Origin of the sequence: Neoaquamicrobium sediminum (assembly GCF_013240295.1) — a bacterium.
Classification (GTDB): Bacteria; Pseudomonadota; Alphaproteobacteria; order Rhizobiales; family Rhizobiaceae; genus Aerobium; species Aerobium sediminum.
Genome location: NZ_JABETK010000001.1, coordinates 2020383 through 2037114 on the forward strand (window position 1 = coordinate 2020383; position 16732 = coordinate 2037114).

Sequence of the window (16732 nt, forward strand, 5' to 3'; positions counted from 1 at the left end):
GGATGGCTGATCCATCCAGCGTGCCCCTCACTAGGCCGTGTCGCGAGCCAGCGCTTTGCGCGAGGTCAAATTGTCGCGGCTCAAACCGGGCCGAAGCCGGCGGCCAACGCCATGCGCACCAGTTCCGGCAGGCTGCGCGCCTCCATCTTGAACATCACGTTGGCGCGATGGACCTCGACAGTGCGCGGGCTAATGTCGAGATCGTAGGCGATCGTCTTGTTGGGCAGTCCCGCGACGACACCGGAAAGCACTTCGCGTTCACGCTCGCTCAGTCGTTCGAGGCGGGTCCGGATGGCGGCTACGTCTTCTCCGCCCGGCTCGCTGGAAAGCTTCGCGGCGGCACGTTTGATGGCCTCGATCAGCACCTCGTCCTCGAAGGGCTTTTCGATGAAGTCGAGCGCGTCGGCTTTCATGGCTGCAACGGCCATCGGTACGTCGCCATGCCCGGTGATGACGATCGAGGGGATATGCGCTGACATGGCGCCAAGCTGGCGGAGCAGTTCCACACCGCTCATGTCGGGCATGCGCAGGTCTGTAACCAGGCAGCCTTTGCGGATCGATGGCGCGGCCTCGACGAAAGCGGTCGCCGATTCGTGGACCCGTACGGTGAAGCCGGCCATGGTCAGCAGGAAGGCCAGCGATTTTCGAACAGGCTCCTCGTCATCCACTATGTGGACGGTGTAGTCTGCGATGTCCATTCAGCTCTGCTCCTCGTATGCGGGCAGGGTAAAACGGAAGGTGGCGCCCCCGTTCTCGTTGCGGACCACGTCGATCTCGCCGCCATGCGCCTCGATGATGCGCTTGGACAGCGAGAGGCCTATGCCCATGCCGCCTGCCTTGGTGGTGACGAAGGGGCGGAAAAGCTGGGGGCGACCTCCTCCGAAACACCCGGCCCGGTGTCCGCGACTTCAACCACGATTTCGCCCGGCGTGCCCGGCGCGACGCGCACATTGAGGTTGCGGCGCTCGCTGTCGCGCATTGCGTCCATGGCGTTGCGCATCAGGTTGATCAGCACCTGCTGGATCTGGACCCTGTCGGCCATCACTATCTCGGCGCCCGGTTCGAAATCGAAAACCGAACGCACGCCGCGTTCGCGCGAGCCGACCAGGGCCAGCGCGCCGGCTTCCTCGACCAGTTTGCGGATGTCTTCGGGCGCCTTCTCGGTTTCTCCGCGCATGACGAACTCGCGCAGGTGGCGGATGATGCGCCCGGCGCGCAGCGATTGCCGTGAAATCTCCTCGAGCGCCTCGCGCATGCGTACCGATACCGCTTCGTCCATGTCGCGAAGCAATCTGGTGCAGCCCTGGGCGTAATTGGCGATCGCCGAAAGCGGCTGGTTGAGCTCGTGGGCGAGGGTGGAGGCCATCTCCCCGAGTTCGTTGAGGCGCGCCAGCCGCGCCAGTTCACCCTGGATTTCCTCCAGGCGTGCCGCAGATTCCTGCCGCTCGGTGAGGTCACGGATAAAGCCGGTGAAATAGGTGGTTCCGCCGGACGACACCTCGCCGACCGCGAGCTTCATCGGAAAGGTGGAGCCGTCCTTGCGGCGACCCACCACGACGCGGTCTATGCCGATGATGCGCTTCTCCCCGGTCTCCTGATAGCGCTGGATGTAGCCGTCATGGCCACTGCGGTAAGGCTCCGGCATGAGGATGTTGACGTTGCGGCCGATGACTTCCTGCTCGGTGTAGCCGAACTGGCGCACCGCTGCGGCGTTGAAAGACGATATGCCTCCCTTGGCGTCGATAACTACCGTGGCGTCGGGCACCGTGTCGAGTATTGAGCGCAAATGCGCCTCGCGATCCACCAGCGTGACCCGCGTCTCCTCGATCTGGCGTGCAGTCCGATGAAACGCACCGCCGATCCAGACGATCATGGCGCCGGCAAGCGCGAACAGTCCGAGTTCCAGGATACTCGCCAGCGTTGCGCTTGCAGGGCCGCGCGCATAGACGGACGCGGCAAGCGACAGTGCCAGCGAAAGCAGGCCCGCGCCCGAACCACCGGCGACAGCCGCGATCAGGATCGCGGGCGCAAACAGCACGAATACCGCGTGGTCGTTCAATATGCCGCGCAGCAGAAGCTGCGCAGCCAGCGCGATCGCGACCACGACAATGGCCAGGCCATAGCCCGTCCACCCGCCGAATCGGTTGGCAAGCACAGCTTCGAAAAAGCGGCTTGAAGGTCTCGCGTTGGAATGGTCGAGCATGGGCGGGCATCGATGGCTGAAGCGGGCGTTGCGGCCACGCTTGCGCGACCGTCACGCGAACCTTAGCGATGAGCCCAGTTAGCGCAAGCGCGGCGGCATGCCGCGCCGGACAGACAACTCAGGGTTTCTCGACCCGCGACACCTGATAGGTATGCATTTTACCAGCGCGACCGATCGAAACATATTCGCCGGTGACGAAGCGCTCGTCGCCGAGCTTGAAGCCGATCTCGTCGTCCTGCTCGCCCTCGACATAGTCGAAATACCAGGTTCCGCCGGGCTTGCGACGCAACCGGCCGACCTTTTCGGTGTTGCCGTTGCTGAAGTGCCGGACCCGGCAGGCGGCCTGATGGGTTTTCCAGTCTCCGGCATCCAGACGCCCCTCGCCATCCAATGGAACGAGCAGGTCGTAGCCTTCCTCCGTGTCGCCGGCGGGATGGCCGCTTTCGCGGGCCAGCAGCAGCCGTACGTGGCGGAAACGCGGTGTGAGGTCCTTCATCTCTGTCATGGGGTGCTCCAATCGTTGCCTGTTGGCTATCCCAGTGGACAGGATCGGGTCCTTGATCACGATCAAGGCGGCCAGGGCCACCTTACCGCATTGGTGGCACGACGGTCCTGCGCGGGAGCCTCCGGGCCTGATGAATTCGGCTCGACAAAGGAGATCAGCCGTGAAGATGGAAGCCTTCGTTCCCCTCGTTACTTATCTCGATCCCAATTCCGACGCGGTCGCCGCTAATGTCGTGGCGATGGCCGGTCATCTCGAGCAACGCTTCATGCGCTTGCGATCAACGCGGATATTCCGCCGGTCTCCAATGCCTTGTCGCATTTCCTGCTCGACGTGCCGGAAATGATCCGCGAGGCGGAGAAGCTGAGCCGGGAGCGCGGGGATCACCTGCTCACGCTCATTGTGGAGAGGGCGCAGGCGGCCGGTTTGACCGCCTCCACCAACGCGATCGCAGTCAAGCCCGCGCTGCTGGCCGAAACGGCCGCCGTCCATTCACGCTACCACGACATAAGCCTGCTGGGCTGGGAGGCTGGTAATCCGACGTCACGCCTTACCGCCGAGACCGTCATCTTCGGCGCCGGCCGTCCGACCGTTCTGTTGCCCGAACTCTCACCTGTTGGCGCGCTTGAACATGTTGCCGTCGCCTGGGATGGCAGCCGTGTGGCCGCGCGCGCGGCCGCAGATGCAGCGCCGCTGCTGGCTCGCGCCACGCGCGTCTCCGTTCTTTCGGTTGTCGACGACAAGCCGTCCAGCCGCGACGCGGCAGAGCGTTTTGCCGGCGGGCTCGTGCGCCGAGGCGTCGAGGCGGCGGCAATTCCGCTTCGCGCGCAGGGCGCGCCAATCGCCGAGACGTTGCAGCAGACGGCGCTGGAACGCGGCGCCGGCCTGCTGGTCATGGGCGGCTATGGGCACTCCCGACTGCGCGACTTCGTGCTTGGCGGCGCGACGAAGGGCGTGCTGGACGATCTTCTGATGCCGGTTCTGCTCTCGCACTGACCCGTTGCATCAACCGCGCGGTTTTCCGCGCAGGATGACCGAGCGGAGTTCCAGGTTGCGATCGAGCACGACGAAGTCTGCTACCGCGCCCGGCGCGATCCGCCCGCGATCCGTCAGGCCGAGATAGTCCGCGGCGATCGTGGCCGTGCGTCGCGAGGCTTCGTCGATGCCAAGACCGATCGAGACGAGATTGCGGAAGGCTTGAAGCATGGTGAGGCTGCTTCCGGCCAGCGTCCCGTCGGCGAGGCGCACGCCGTTGCCGCATTTCTTCACATGCTGGGTGCCAAGCCGATAGTCGCCGTCGGGCATGCCGGATGCCGGCGTGGCGTCCGTCACGGCGTAGAGGTTGGGGATGGCGCGCAGCGCGGCGCGGATCGCACCGGGGTGCACGTGGAGGAGGTCCGGAATCAGCTCCGCATGCTCGGCATGGGCAAGCGCCGCGCCGACGATGCCCGGCTCGCGGTGATGCAGGCCGGACATGGCGTTGAACATGTGCGTCACGCCGTGGCGTCCGCTCTCGAAACAGCGTGCCGCCGTCTCATAGTCGCAGGACGAGTGGCCGATCTGCACACGCACGCCGCGTTCGTTGAGATAGCGGGTGAGTTCCCCCTCCGGATCTGCTTCCGGCGCAAGTGTCACCACGCGGATGCGAGCGAGGCCCATCAAGTGCTCCATCAGGGCCGTGTCGCCGTCGATAACGAAATCGGGCTGTGCGCCCAACCGGCTGCGGCTGATGAAGGGACCTTCGAGGTGGACGCCCAGAACGGCCGCTTCGCCGTCGCCTGGCTCGAGTGCTGCGCGGTTGGCGGCTGCCAGCGCCTGTTCGATGTCGGGCACCTCGGCCGTCATCGTGGTGGCGAGCAGGGCCGTCGTGCCTGCTGCCGCATGGGTCGCTGCCACTGTATGCGGCGCGTTGCCGGCCTCCATGATGTGTCGGCGCCGCCGCCGCCATGACAATGCAGGTCGATGAAGCCCGGCAGCACGATCGCGCCGTCATTGCCAGTATCCGTCTCCTCCACCGCCTCGATCCGCCCATCCCGCCAGCGCACGCGCCCCTCGATCCAACCGGTTGGCGTCAGCACGCGGCCTGCGATCTCACCTGTCTGCATTTCCGATCCGTTCCATGATTGCCAAATGGATTATGATGTTATAACCAATTCTCCGCGAGGATACCACATAACTCTGACACAGAGGCTTCCGGAGGTTGATCATGATGAAACTGACGCGACTGAAACTGGCGCTTGCCGCAGCCGTTGCGCTGCCCGCCTCGGCATTCGCCGAGCCCGTGAATATTTCCTACCTGACCCATTGGTCGCCCGAGACCGTCGCGCTGCTCGAAGCTGCGGCGGCCAGCTACAGCGAGGCCAATCCCGATGTCACGATCACCGTGCAGGCGGTGCCGTTCGGTGACCTGCTGACGACCATCCGCTCGCAGGGCGGCGGCGCGGGTGGACCGACCATTGCCAGCATCTACGATCTGTGGCTGCCGGAACTCGCGCGCGATGGTCTTGTCGAGAAGGCGCCCGAGGCGGTCTCCGGTGACGTCGGCGCCGCATGGCCGGCGGGCATTGCCGCAGCCGCCAGCGTCGACGGCGCGGTCTACGGTATTCCCAACGAGATCAACGTCTACGCGCTGAACTACAACAAGGCGCTGTTCGAGGAGGCGGGCATCGCCGAGCCGCCGGCCACCTGGGATGCGCTGAAAGAGGCCGCCGCCGCAATCACCGCCAGCGGTGAAGGCCGCCAGGGCTTCGGCATGATCAACTCGTGGGCTGCCGGTGTCGTACATCCGTTTTCATCGCTGCTGGTTTCCAATGGCGGCGACCTCGTGGTCGACGGCAAGCCGGCGCTCGACAGCCAGGCCGCTGGCGAGACGTTCGCGCTCTACGAGGAAATGATCAAGGAAGGTTATACCGATCCTTCCATGGGCACGGCCGACGCCAACACCACCGGACCGTTCCTCGACAATTTCGTGTCCGGCAACACCGGCATGATCATCATGGCCAACTGGTGGGAAAGCGCGCTGCGCGCCGGCATGGGCGACCGCTTCGACACGATTGGCACCGCGCCGATCCCGGTCGGACCCAGCGGCGACACCGCCCGCTCGATCTCCTATTCGTGGCTGACCGTGGTCAATGCGGGCGCGGCCGATGCGGAGCGCGAGGCGGCATGGGATTTCCTGTCCTGGCTCAACGGTGCTGAATCCGGCGAGAACGGCGCGTCGGCGATGTCGGGCATCCTGATGTCGATGGGCATCCTGCCGTCGCGCAGCTCCGACGTCGAAGCCTATCAGGACGATCTCGGCCGAGACTTCCTTGCCGGTTATGTCGATGTGCTCGAGAATGCCAAGGCATTCCCGGTCGTGCTTGGCGGGCAGGAGTTCTCCGAGGCCCTGCAGCAGGTGATTGAATCCCTGCAGTACGGCCAGGTCGACGCCCAGGAAGCGCAGGCCAACGCACAGGCCGACGCCGAGTCGATCCTGGAGCGGGCCAAGCAGTAGCAATGAGAATAGCCGGGTGCGGCGGTGCCGCATCCGGCTAGATACCCGCCTTCGTCATGGATTTGCGTATCTCCATATGGCCACGATGACCAGAAGCACGATCACGGTGATGCTCGCGCCGGCGGTGACGCTGATCGGCGTGTTCATCCTCGTGCCGATGGCGCTGACCGTCTGGCTGTCGTTTCACGACTGGTCGACGCAGACCGGCTTCGAGACGGCGCGTTATGTGGGGTTGCGCAACTATCAGGACATCGTCGGCCCGATCTCGGTGGGCCGCGATTTCAAGCGCGCATTCGTCAATACGGCGATCTACACCGCGCTGTCGGTCGCCATCATCCTGCCGCTGTCGGTGATGCTGGGCCTGCTCGTCTACCAGACGCGCGTGCGGGGCGGGCACCTGCTGCGGGCGGTGCTGTTCTCTACCTATATGGTGCCGATGGTCGCGGTCGCGCTGGTGTGGTCGAAGCTCTATTCGCCGGCCGAAGGGCCGATCAACCAGATGCTCGGTTGGGTGGGCGTGGCGCCCGGCACTTGGCTTTCCTCGCCGGATACGGCGCTTGTCTCGATCGTTTTCCTCAATGTCTGGCAGCAGGTCGGTTATTTCACGGTGCTGATCATCGCCGGCCTGACCCAGATACCCAACGCCCTCTACGAGGCCGCGCGCATCGACGGCGCGAACCCGGTGCAGGAATTCTTCGGCATCACGCTACCGCTGCTGCGGCGAACACTGCTTTTCAGCGCGGTCATCGCCGTCATCAACGCCGTGCAGGTTTTCGAGCCTGTGGCGCTCATCACGCAAGGCGGGCCGGCAGGGTCGACCAACGTGCTGACCTATCACATCCGCCGCGTCGGCATCGAGCGGGCGCAGGGCGGGCTGGGTTCCGCCATGGCTGTCACGCTGATGCTGTCGCTGATCGTCGTCGTCGTCGCGCTGTTCGCGTTTGCCCGCAAGGGAGAGCGCGAATGAGCGGTACGACAAAACCCTTCCGGCGCAACAATCCGAGCGGCTTCGACGCCCTGCTCATGCTGCTGATCGTCGTCGCGGCCGTGGTTGCGGCGTTCCCCCTCGTCTGGATGGTGCTTTCCAGTTTCAAGACGCCGGCCGAAAGCATGCAGGTTCCGCCGGTCTGGCTGCCTAAGACGCCGAGCCTCGATTCCTATGCGGAGGTCGCGGGTGTCATCAATGCCGGACGCTCGTTCTGGAATTCGGCCGTCATCGCCACGGTGACTACGGCGGGCATTCTCGTTACCAGCCTGATGGCCGGCTACGCCTTCGCGAAATATCGCTTCCGCGGCCGCGATGCGCTGTTCGCGCTGCTGATCGCGACGATGTTCCTGCCGCCGATCGTGACGCTGATCCCGCTCTACCGGCTGGTGAGCTATATCGGACTCAACGGAAGCCTGTTCGGCGTCATCGTTCCGCATTTGGCCAATGCCTTCGGCATCTTCCTGATGCGCCAGTTCATCGCCGGCGTGCCGGACGACCTGATCGACGCGGCGCGCGTCGACGGGGCTTCGGAGCTGCGCATCGTCTTTTCGGTGGTGGCACCAGCCGTCGTGCCGGCGCTTGCTGCGCTGACTCTGTTCGCCTTCGTCTATCACTGGAACACCTATCTGTGGCCGCTCACCGTGCTGCAGGGCAATACCGACGACTACCCCATCGTCATCAGCCTGAGCCGGCTCCTCTCCTACAATCGCGGGGCGATGAACACGCATCTGGTGATGGCCGGCGCAACGCTCGCCGTACTGCCGCCGCTGGTCATGTTCGTGCTGCTGCAACGCTTCTTCGTCGACAGCATCGTCAGTTCGGGGGTCAAGGGATGAGCCGGCTGCTAGCGCTCGACCTCGGCGGCACCAACCTGCGCGCGGGCGTGGCCGATGCCGGCCGGCCCAGCGTCGTCGAATCAATCGGCCACTGGCCGGCGCCGGCGAACCTGGCCGGTTTCGAGACCCTCTTGCGTGAGCTTGTCGAGAGGGATGACCCGGCCCGCATTGGTATCGCGATCCCGGGGCTCGCCACTGGCACCACCTGCACCTGGGTGCCGAACCTGCCGTGGCTGGATGGCGTCGACGTTGCCGCAATGTTTCCAGGCCTGCCGCTTGTGCTTGGCAACGACGCCCAGCTTTCATTGCTGGCCGAAGCAACCGGAGGCGCGGTTTCGGAACTCGAAGACGCGATCCTGCTGGCGATCGGCACCGGCATCGGATCGGCCGTTCTATCCGGCGGCCGTGTCGTGCGTGGCGCAGGGGGTGGCGCGACGTCGTTCGGCTGGGCCTGCGCCGACCCTTCCGATGCAGGGGACGACCGGGACGGCTGGCTGGAGCGCCATGCGTCCGGGCGCGCCCTCGATCGGCTCGCGGCAACCATCGGGCTTGCCGATGGAGCCGGGCTGATAGAGGCGGCACGCGGAGGCAATGCGCAGGCACAGCACCTTCTCGAAGGGCCGGCATCTGCACTGGGCACTGCGCTGGCCGGTGCCGTGGCGCTGCTGGATGTGCGCGCCATCGTCTTCGCGGGCGGGGTGGCCACGGCGCTCGATGTTCTGGAGAAGCCCATCATTGCCGCGCTGCAACGACAGCTTCCGCCGCATCTGCGCGCTGTCAGGTTGCTAGCCGGTCAGTATGGGCCGGGGGCCGCGCTGGCCGGCGCTGCCATTGCCGCAGCAGGAAGTACGCTTTGGAAGGATCGGAAATGACCGAAATCGCACCGATAGCCAAACCGGACCGCAACCGCCCCGAACCGCTGTGGCATCAGGCCGAACAGGCGCTGCGCGGGTTGATCGCAGACGGCACCTGGACAGACGGCATGCAGATCCCCAATGAGGAACGGCTGAGCACGATGCTTGGCGTCAGCCGCATCACCATCCGCCACGCACTGCGCAACATCGAGGATTCCGGCCTGCTGCGACGCGAACACGGGCGCGGCACTTTCGTACGTTCATCTACGGTCATTGCCGGCGTGCGCGGGCTGACCAGCTTCACACAGGAGATGGCGGGGCTCGGCCTCATCGTCGGTTCGCGCATTCTCGAACGCGACGAGCAGGCCGCCTCGGCCGAGGTGGCGAGCGCGCTGGAAATCCGCCAGGGCGAACCGGTCGTGCGGCTGCGTCGCCTGCGCATGGGCAATGACGCGCCGATCGGCGTCCAGACGGCGTACATGCCGCTGGCGCGGGTTCCCGGATTTCTCGCACTGGAGCCATCGGCATCACTCTATCAGACGCTGAGCGCGCATTTCGGCATTGCGCCGCGCGAGGCCCGGGAGGTCTATCGCGTCGGCACCGTCGCTGCGGAGGACGCCGCCCTGCTTGGCATCGAAACCGGCAGCCCTGCCTTCGTCGTCGAACGCATCACCTCGGACGCCATCGGGCCGTTCGAATTCGTCCACTCCATCATGCGGGGCGATCGCTACGAGATTCGTTCCCGTCTCCACATCTGATCCCAAGCGAAAGGCAGAACATCACCATGTCGACCCTCTATATCAGCCGTCTCACCAAGCTTGCCGAAGAGGCAGCACAGACCAACGAAGCCGCGTTCGAGACCGTCTCGACGAAGCTCGCAGATTCGCTGCAGGGCGGCGGTCTGGTGCACCTCTACGGTTCGGGCCACTCGGTGCTGCCGTGCCAGGAAACCTTCCCGCGCTACGGTTCCTATGTCGGCTTCAACCCGCTGACCGACCCGCGCGTGATGTGGCACAACGTGCTTGGCGCCGGCGGCGTGCGCGAGCTTCTGTGGCTGGAACGCACCGAAAACTACGCGGAGAAGTTCCTCGACCATCAGCCGTTGAATCCCGGCGATTCGATCATCATCTTCGGTCATAGCGGCCGCAATGCATCTGGCATCGATACCGCGCTCTATGCCAAGAAGCGCGGGTTGTTCGTCACCGCGATCACCTCGACCCACAATCTGGACAAGCCGGCCACCCATTCTTCGGGCAAGCGGCTTGCCGACGCCGCCGACGCGGTCATCGATACGCGTTCGCCGATCGAGGATGCGGTGGTGCCGGTGGAAGGCTGGTCGCGCCCCGTGGCCGGGTCTTCGACAGTGCTCGCGATGATCCTGATGCACGAGCTTGTCGCGCGCACCGCGCAGAAGCTTGGCGAGCGCGGTGTGGAACTGCCGACCTTTGCCTCACCGACCATCGCCGGCGTGACGCTGCACGACACGGACGTCATCTACGGCAAATATCGTGAGCGCATGATCGACGCCCAGCAGAAGCATCTGGACTTCTTCAAGGGAAGGATGCAGGGCGAGGCCTGATCAGCAAACGGGCATGACAGGGAGACACGAACAATGACGCAGACGATGATGGCGCGCGAGATCGCGGAGATACCGGCAGTGACCGCGCGTCAGCTCGGCGAGGGCCTTTCCGCCTATCAGGCCATCGGCCGGATCCTGCGTGACCGTGCCCCCTGTTTGCCGCTACATCGGCGCGCGGCACGTCGGACCATGCCGCGACCTACCTGAAATATCTGGTGGAAACGCGGCTCGGTCTGCCGGTCGCGTCCATCGGGCCGTCGGTGGCCTCGATCTACAAGGCGCCGCTGCATCTGGAGCAGGCGGCACTGTTTGCCGTCTCGCAATCCGGCGCCAGCCCGGACCTGCTGGCGCTGCTCGAGGCCGGGCGGAAGAGCGGAGCCGTCACCGTCGCGCTGCTCAATGCCGAGGGCTCGCCCGCCGCGAGCGTCAGCGAGCATGTGGCGCCACTGCTGGCTGGTCCGGAAAAGGCGGTCGCCGCCTCCAAGAGCTATGTCGCTTCGCTCGTTGCCATGGCGGCGATCGTCGCGGAATGGACCGGTGACGAGGAGTTGACGCGCGCGCTTGCAATGCTGCCCGACGCTTTCGCAGACGCTTTGCGCTGCGATTGGAGCGCGGCGGACGAGGCCTTTGTTGCGGCGGAGTCCGCATACTGCCTCGGCCGTGGCCCGGGTCTGACGATTGCGGCAGAGGCAGCACTGAAGTTCAAGGAAACCTGCGCGCTCCACGCCGAGGGGTTCAGCAGTGCGGAGGCAATGCACGGTCCGCTGGTGCTGGCTGGCGAGGGGCTGAAAGTGCTCACCTTCGTACCCGGCGACGTCGCGCGCGCTGGCGTGCTCGACACCGCGCAAAAGATGGCGCAGGCCGGCGCCGACGTCTGGCTTGTCGACCAGGAGCAGGCGGAGAAGAATTCGCTGCCGGCGGCACGCGCACCGCATCCGGCGCTAGTGGCTCCGGTGCAGGCGGTGTCCTTCTATGTCTTTGCCGAGCGGCTGTCACGCCTGCGCGGCCACGATCCCGACCGGCCGATGCATCTCAAGAAGGTCACCGAGACCGTCTGACGAACACAGGGATTATTGCCGCATGGCGACGCTGCAGCTCAGCAACATCGAGAAGACCTATGGCTCGGTCGAGGTCATCAAGGGCATCGACCTCGACATCGCGGATGGCGAGTTCGTGGTCTTCGTCGGCCCGTCCGGCTGCGGCAAGTCGACCCTACTGCGGATGATCGCGGGGCTGGAGGAGATCAGCGGCGGCGATCTGTTCATCGACGGTGAGCGCTGCAATACGCGCGCGCCGAAGGATCGCGGCATCGCCATGGTGTTCCAGTCCTACGCGCTCTACCCGCACAAGACCGTCTATCAGAACATGGCGTTCGGCCTGAAGCTGGCCGGGCGGCCGAAAAGCGAGATCGACACGAAGATCCGCGAGGCCGCCCGCATCCTGCAGATGGAGCACCTGCTGGAGCGCAGGCCGCACCAGCTTTCAGGCGGCCAGCGCCAGCGGGTGGCGATCGGCCGCGCCATCGTGCGCAATCCCAAGGTGTTCCTGTTCGACGAGCCGCTTTCCAACCTCGACGCGGCGCTGCGGGTAAGCACCAGGCGCGAACTCGCCAAGCTGCACGCCGACCTCAAGGCGACGATGATCTACGTCACGCACGACCAGGTCGAGGCGATGACGCTCGCCGACCGCATCGTCGTGCTCGACGGCGGCGTCGCCCAGCAGATCGGCAGCCCGATCGAGCTCTACGAACGTCCGCGCAACCTGTTCGTGGCCGGTTTCATCGGCTCGCCGAAAATGAACTTCATCGCCGCAAGCGTTGTCGGGCGCGACGGAAGCGGCCTGCGGGTGACAAGCGAGGAGACCGGCGAACTCGTCGTTCCGGTCGAGGATGGGACACATCTCGCAGAGGGCGCTGCCGTGACACTCGGCATTCGACCCGAACATCTCGTTCCAGCCGGTGCCGGGGATTGCGCCATCGACGCAGCGGTCGAACTTGTCGAAAGGCTGGGAGACCAGAGCCTGCTTGAACTGCGGACCACGACAGGGACGATGATCGTTGCCCGTGCGGAAGCAAGCTCGCCCATCAAGGTCGGTGACGCGATCAGGGTCGGCTTTCCGCTCGACCGGGTTCATCTGTTCGGGACGGACGGGCAGGCGCTGCGGGCATGGCCGCGCAACGCCTGATCGCCCGCTACAGTGCCGGCTGCCGCCGGTTCATGATCCAGACCGCGATGCCGCCGACGATGTAGGCGACGAGCCCGTATGCGGCAGGCGGAATGGCGAGCTCGGGATCGTTGAGCATGAATTCGCTCATCGCCAGCGCGATGACAAGCGCGGCATTGCGGATGCTCATCGACATGGAGAGCGCGACGGCCTGGCGTCGTTCGACGCCCAGCAAGCGCGGCAGGAAATACCCGACTGCCAGCGCGATCAGGTTGAAGGCAACTACGACAGTGCCGACGGTCGGCCCCCAGGAGGAGAGCAGGCTCCACTGGCTGATGAGCGCGAAGATCACGACCAGAGCCAGGAAGATCGTGGCGAGCGCCTTCACCGGTCGGTCGAGCTTTGCGGCGAGGTCTGGGTACCGGCTGCGAATGAAAACGCCGATGAGTGCCGGCACGATTGCGATGGCGAAAATCTGCAAGACCTGCACGATTTCCAGCCGGACATCGGTCGTTTCATTATAGAAAGCGAAAAGCGACAGGTTGACGATGACCGGCAGCGTCAGCAGCGCCAGCATCGAGGTGAATGCCGCCATGGACAGGCTGAGGGCGACGTCGCCGCGCGCGAGGTGCGTGTAGAGAGCGGCAGATGTGCCGCCGGGGCTTGCCGCCAGCAGCATCATGCCCATGGCGACGGCCGCGGGCACGCCGGCGACCTTCACGAGCGCGAAACAGAGTGCGGGTAGAAGCAGGATATGGCAGAAAAGGCCGATGACGACCGGCCATGGCCTGGCGAGGACGCGCGTGAAATCCTCGAGCCTGAGGGACAGCCCGAGCCCCAGCATGATAATGACGAGCGCCGCCGGCAGGCCGACACTCAAGGCCAGACTGGATTGCATATGACCATCCCCGATTTCGGCGCGAATATTAGCGGAAAGTCATCTATGAAGTCTTACCATGCGGCGAATGCACAGCGGACCATTGCAATGACGGCGGGACGCGCTAGCTTGATCATCCGATGACGTCACCCAGGCCCACCTCGCAGGACATCACCAAGCTTATCGTTCGCGTGTCCATGAAGGACAGGGCGGCATTCGATTTGCTTTACCGACGAACGAGCGCGAAACTCTTCGGCGTTTGCCTTCGTGTCTTGAGCGACCGGGGTGAGGCTGAGGAAGCGTTGCAGGACGTCTACGTCAAGATATGGACCAAGGCGGATCGTTTCGCGGTATCCGAGCTGAGCCCGATCTCGTGGCTCGTCGCGATAGCGCGGAACCATTCGATCGACCGGATACGCGCGCGTCGTGAGCGGACGACGGCGATCGATGCCGCGCTCGAGGTGCCGGACGAAAAGCCGGACCCGGAAGCGGAGGCGGTTGCGGGCGGCGAGCGGGATAGAATTCATTCCTGCCTCCAGGAGCTGGAGCAGGACAGGGCAGCGGCTGTGCGAGCAGCCTATCTGAACGGCGATAGCTATGCAGAGCTTGCCGAGCGTTTCTCGGTGCCGCTCAACACGATGCGAACCTGGCTGCGACGCAGCCTGATGAAGTTGAAGGAATGCCTGGAGCGATGACGCCGGCTGACGACAGAGATCTGGAACACGGAGGCGACGATGCACTCGCCGCCGAGTACGTTCTGGGCGTGTTGCCTGGCGACGAGCGGCTGGCCGTCGCGCGGCGTATCGAGGAAGACGCAGCGTTTTCCATCCTCGTTGGCGCCTGGGAGGAGCGGCTTTCGCCCCTTAACGCGGGGTACGAGGATGTTGAGCCGCCTGCCTCGCTCAAGACGCTTGTCGACGCTCGATTGTTCGAGCGGCCGGATCGTAAGCCGAAGCCTAGGCCCAGTTTCTCTGAGAGCCTTGCCTTCTGGCGGGGCCTTGCCGGTGCGGCTGTAGCTGCTCTTGCCATCGCGATCGCCCTGCCGTTTTTGCAGCCTGCGGCAGTGCCAGAGGCTGCGCCACGTCTTGTGGCGTCGCTGGCAGATGACGGGACCGACGTGCGCTATCTTGCGGTTTACGATGGACACTCCGGCGACATCGGCCTGTCCCATGTGACAGGCGACAGGGCGCAGGGGCGCGATTTCGAACTCTGGTTGATCGAGGGCAATGCGGCTCCGGTGTCGCTCGGTGTGGTGCCGGTCGGTGCCAGCGTGCATGTTCCCGTGGCGCCGGCGCACCGTCAGATGATTGCGTCCGGCGCGCTCTTTGCGATCAGCCTGGAGCCGGAAGGCGGTTCGCCGACCGGCCAGCCGACGGGACCGGTCGTGGCGGCGGGCGACCTGCGCTCCATCTAAGCGACTTAACGTCTTTCCGGCTGCTGCCTGTCGCGCCCGAGATCAATCGCCCGCATCTTTTTTCACAATGTCTGAAACTTCCGGAAAGTGGTGTCCGTAGCTCTGTGCGTCCCCATCAGAGGGATTGAAAATTCGAGAGGAGTATCAGGACATGCACAAGATCACATCCACCATCCTCGCTGGCGCATTTGCCGCCACTTCGGTTGCAGGCTTCGCCTTCGCCAAGGACAACCCGATGGTCGGCGGTGCCGCCATGTATGCGGACAAGAACATCGTCGAGAACGCGATGAACTCGGCCGACCACACCACGCTCGTCGCAGCGGTCAAGGCCGCCGGCCTCGTCGAGACGCTGCAGGGCGAAGGACCGTTCACGGTTTTCGCGCCGACCAACGAAGCTTTCGAAGCACTTCCGGCCGGCACGGTCGATGAACTGCTGAAGCCCGAGAACAAGGACCAGCTCGCCAAGGTTCTGACCTGCCATGTCGTGGCTGCGGATGCGATGTCCGACGCAATCGGCAAGATGATTGCCGACGACAATGGCGATCACCCGGTGAAGACGGTGGGCGGCTGCACGCTGCAGGCCAAGATGGACGGCGACAAGATCACGTTGACCGACGAGACCGGCGGTGTGGCCACCGTCACAATCGCCGATGTGGACCAGTCCAACGGCGTCATCCATGTCATCGACAAGGTTCTGCTGCCCGCTGGCTAATTGCGGGGGTCGCAGGCCGGCGGAGCGTCGCTACCCGACCCTTCAGCGCCGCAAATCAAGCCGGCAGATACCTGCGCGATGACAGGAAGAGGCCCGGGACGCTGTCCCGGGCCTTTTCTGTATCCGATTTCTATTTGACGTATCTGCGCTCACTGGTCACGTGCGGCTTGCAACCGCGATGATGGGCAGCGTTGTCCCACAGGCGGATCGGCGGTGCGAGGCTGACCAACTGCGACGAACCACCCTGCAGCAGAACGCGGTAGGGTCGCATGCCCGGATAGCCACCGTTGATCGCTTTCGAGTTGACCATGCCACACACGGTCACGTCGCCATAGGCATTGTCGCGCACTGCGATCATGTGGCTCCAATGGGCGGAGCGCGGGTCGAGAAGATGGCCGGAAACGGTTGCTTTCGTCACTTCGATGTCTGCCGGTGTCAATTCGTGAATCCAACCCGTTTCGACGGTTGAGCAGCCGCTTAGCGCAAGCAATGCCGCAGCGAGCGTGGCGTTCTTGAATTTTCCCATTAGGCCGGTCCTCGAAGTTGCAGCGTCATTCTCCCATGGAATGGCTTGCGCAAGGCTGGTCAGTTCCGTAATGACGCCAGAGGGGCCGATTGCAATCGAAGCTGCCTGGCCGCGACAGGGTGGCATGTCACGGGCGGGAAGACAGGTCGTATCGGAAATAGCTTGACGTACAAGAATGCCTTCGAGCGCAACAACGCGATCTCGGTCTTTCTGATGGGCGCACTTCCCGCGGTCGCCGGCAGTGCGATCTCGGTGATGCTCGTCAGCTTCATGGTCTGGGCTGTCATATCCCTCGCATTCCGGCGGTTCGAGTTTCATCTCACTCCCGGTGACCGGCTTGTCGCGTGGACGTTTACCGCCTTCGTTGGGCTGGTGCTTGCAACCGCTCTGTTCGGCGAGAACCTGGAGCAGATCCCATGGCATACGCTTTGGCTGCTGCCGTTTCTTTCGGTCTGGGTTGTGATACGCGGCTGCGAGCCACACCCGATCTTGATTATCTGCACATATTCGCGGTTGGAGCCGCGGTTGGCGCGGTTGGAGCGCTTATTATCGGTCTCGTCCAGGTCGTGGGGTTCGATCAAC

The 16732-nt window shown here is 64.5% G+C and carries 19 protein-coding genes and 1 pseudogene; 13 read left to right on the top strand and 7 right to left on the bottom strand.

From position 1 onward, the window contains the following. Positions 1–80: 80 nt before the first annotated feature. The 3 genes and pseudogenes from fixJ to HK436_RS09865 all read right to left on the bottom strand — a co-directional run bounded on the left by fixJ (position 81) and on the right by HK436_RS09865 (position 2708). Positions 81–692 carry a response regulator FixJ gene (gene fixJ, locus HK436_RS09855; RefSeq protein WP_173190079.1) on the bottom strand — a complete coding sequence of 204 codons (612 nt, stop codon included), beginning with the start codon at positions 690–692 and terminating at the stop codon, positions 81–83. A gap of 6 nt (positions 693–698) precedes the next feature. Next, positions 699–2203: pseudogene (locus HK436_RS09860) on the bottom strand (two-component system sensor histidine kinase NtrB). A gap of 118 nt (positions 2204–2321) precedes the next feature. Then, on the bottom strand, positions 2322–2708 hold the full coding sequence (locus HK436_RS09865; protein ID WP_173189252.1) for a hypothetical protein: 387 nt from the start codon (positions 2706–2708) through the stop codon (positions 2322–2324). A gap of 309 nt (positions 2709–3017) precedes the next feature. On the opposite strand from HK436_RS09865, the gene HK436_RS09870 reads away from it, so the two are divergent. Then, the gene (locus tag HK436_RS09870) at positions 3018–3701 is read left to right on the top strand and encodes a universal stress protein (RefSeq protein WP_244648636.1); all 684 of its coding nucleotides are present in this window, start codon (positions 3018–3020) and stop codon (positions 3699–3701) included. 9 nt (positions 3702–3710) lie between these two features. Here the strand turns inward: HK436_RS09870 and HK436_RS09875 are convergent, their stop codons facing one another. Both HK436_RS09875 and HK436_RS30520 read right to left on the bottom strand, forming a co-directional pair. Continuing rightward, entirely contained in the window at positions 3711–4601 is an 891-nt protein-coding gene (locus tag HK436_RS09875) for an N-acetylglucosamine-6-phosphate deacetylase (RefSeq protein WP_206680496.1), read from the bottom strand. After that, positions 4547–4810, bottom strand: coding sequence for a hypothetical protein (locus tag HK436_RS30520; protein ID WP_206680497.1), 264 nt, complete (start codon positions 4808–4810; stop codon positions 4547–4549). The genes HK436_RS09875 and HK436_RS30520 overlap by 55 nt, the downstream gene beginning before the upstream one ends. Positions 4811–4911: 101 nt before the next feature. On the opposite strand from HK436_RS30520, the gene HK436_RS09880 reads away from it, so the two are divergent. From HK436_RS09880 to HK436_RS09920, 9 genes are all read left to right on the top strand, one after another. After that, positions 4912–6201 (top strand): ABC transporter substrate-binding protein, encoded by a 1290-nt coding sequence (locus HK436_RS09880; protein ID WP_244648637.1) that lies wholly within the window; start codon positions 4912–4914, stop codon positions 6199–6201. Positions 6202–6286: 85 nt separating this feature from the next. Continuing rightward, positions 6287–7168: a carbohydrate ABC transporter permease gene (locus HK436_RS09885; protein ID WP_173189254.1), complete on the top strand. Its 882-nt coding sequence runs from the start codon at positions 6287–6289 to the stop codon at positions 7166–7168. Further along, positions 7165–8025 (top strand): carbohydrate ABC transporter permease, encoded by an 861-nt coding sequence (locus HK436_RS09890; RefSeq protein ID WP_173189256.1) that lies wholly within the window; start codon positions 7165–7167, stop codon positions 8023–8025. Before HK436_RS09885 ends, HK436_RS09890 begins: the two co-directional genes overlap by 4 nt. After that, positions 8022–8897: an ROK family protein gene (locus HK436_RS09895; protein WP_173189258.1), complete on the top strand. Its 876-nt coding sequence runs from the start codon at positions 8022–8024 to the stop codon at positions 8895–8897. The genes HK436_RS09890 and HK436_RS09895 overlap by 4 nt, the downstream gene beginning before the upstream one ends. After that, on the top strand, positions 8894–9637 hold the full coding sequence (locus tag HK436_RS09900; RefSeq protein WP_173189260.1) for a GntR family transcriptional regulator: 744 nt from the start codon (positions 8894–8896) through the stop codon (positions 9635–9637). The genes HK436_RS09895 and HK436_RS09900 overlap by 4 nt, the downstream gene beginning before the upstream one ends. Before the next feature lie 26 nt (positions 9638–9663). Then, on the top strand, positions 9664–10458 hold the full coding sequence (locus tag HK436_RS09905) for a sugar isomerase domain-containing protein (RefSeq protein WP_173189261.1): 795 nt from the start codon (positions 9664–9666) through the stop codon (positions 10456–10458). Positions 10459–10491: 33 nt separating this feature from the next. Then, the gene (locus HK436_RS09910) at positions 10492–10665 is read left to right on the top strand and encodes a hypothetical protein (protein ID WP_173189263.1); all 174 of its coding nucleotides are present in this window, start codon (positions 10492–10494) and stop codon (positions 10663–10665) included. 8 nt (positions 10666–10673) lie between these two features. Then, positions 10674–11516 (top strand): SIS domain-containing protein, encoded by an 843-nt coding sequence (locus HK436_RS09915; RefSeq protein WP_312860535.1) that lies wholly within the window; start codon positions 10674–10676, stop codon positions 11514–11516. Between the two features lie 22 nt (positions 11517–11538). Further along, positions 11539–12642, top strand: a complete 1104-nt coding sequence (locus HK436_RS09920; protein WP_173189265.1) for an ABC transporter ATP-binding protein — start codon at positions 11539–11541, stop codon at positions 12640–12642. 7 nt (positions 12643–12649) lie between these two features. Here the strand turns inward: HK436_RS09920 and HK436_RS09925 are convergent, their stop codons facing one another. Continuing rightward, on the bottom strand, positions 12650–13519 hold the full coding sequence (locus HK436_RS09925) for a bile acid:sodium symporter family protein (protein ID WP_173189267.1): 870 nt from the start codon (positions 13517–13519) through the stop codon (positions 12650–12652). Positions 13520–13638: 119 nt separating this feature from the next. Between HK436_RS09925 and HK436_RS09930 the strand changes: the two genes are divergently transcribed. From HK436_RS09930 to HK436_RS09940, 3 genes are all read left to right on the top strand, one after another. Then, positions 13639–14193, top strand: a complete 555-nt coding sequence (locus tag HK436_RS09930; protein ID WP_173189269.1) for a sigma-70 family RNA polymerase sigma factor — start codon at positions 13639–13641, stop codon at positions 14191–14193. Next, a complete protein-coding gene (locus HK436_RS09935; protein WP_173189271.1) occupies positions 14190–14912 on the top strand; it encodes an anti-sigma factor in 723 nt (240 codons plus the stop codon). The genes HK436_RS09930 and HK436_RS09935 overlap by 4 nt, the downstream gene beginning before the upstream one ends. A gap of 151 nt (positions 14913–15063) precedes the next feature. Next, a complete protein-coding gene (locus HK436_RS09940) occupies positions 15064–15624 on the top strand; it encodes a fasciclin domain-containing protein (protein ID WP_173189273.1) in 561 nt (186 codons plus the stop codon). Between the two features lie 130 nt (positions 15625–15754). Here the strand turns inward: HK436_RS09940 and HK436_RS09945 are convergent, their stop codons facing one another. Continuing rightward, positions 15755–16633 (bottom strand): hypothetical protein, encoded by an 879-nt coding sequence (locus HK436_RS09945; RefSeq protein WP_173189275.1) that lies wholly within the window; start codon positions 16631–16633, stop codon positions 15755–15757. Positions 16634–16732 lie beyond the last annotated feature (99 nt).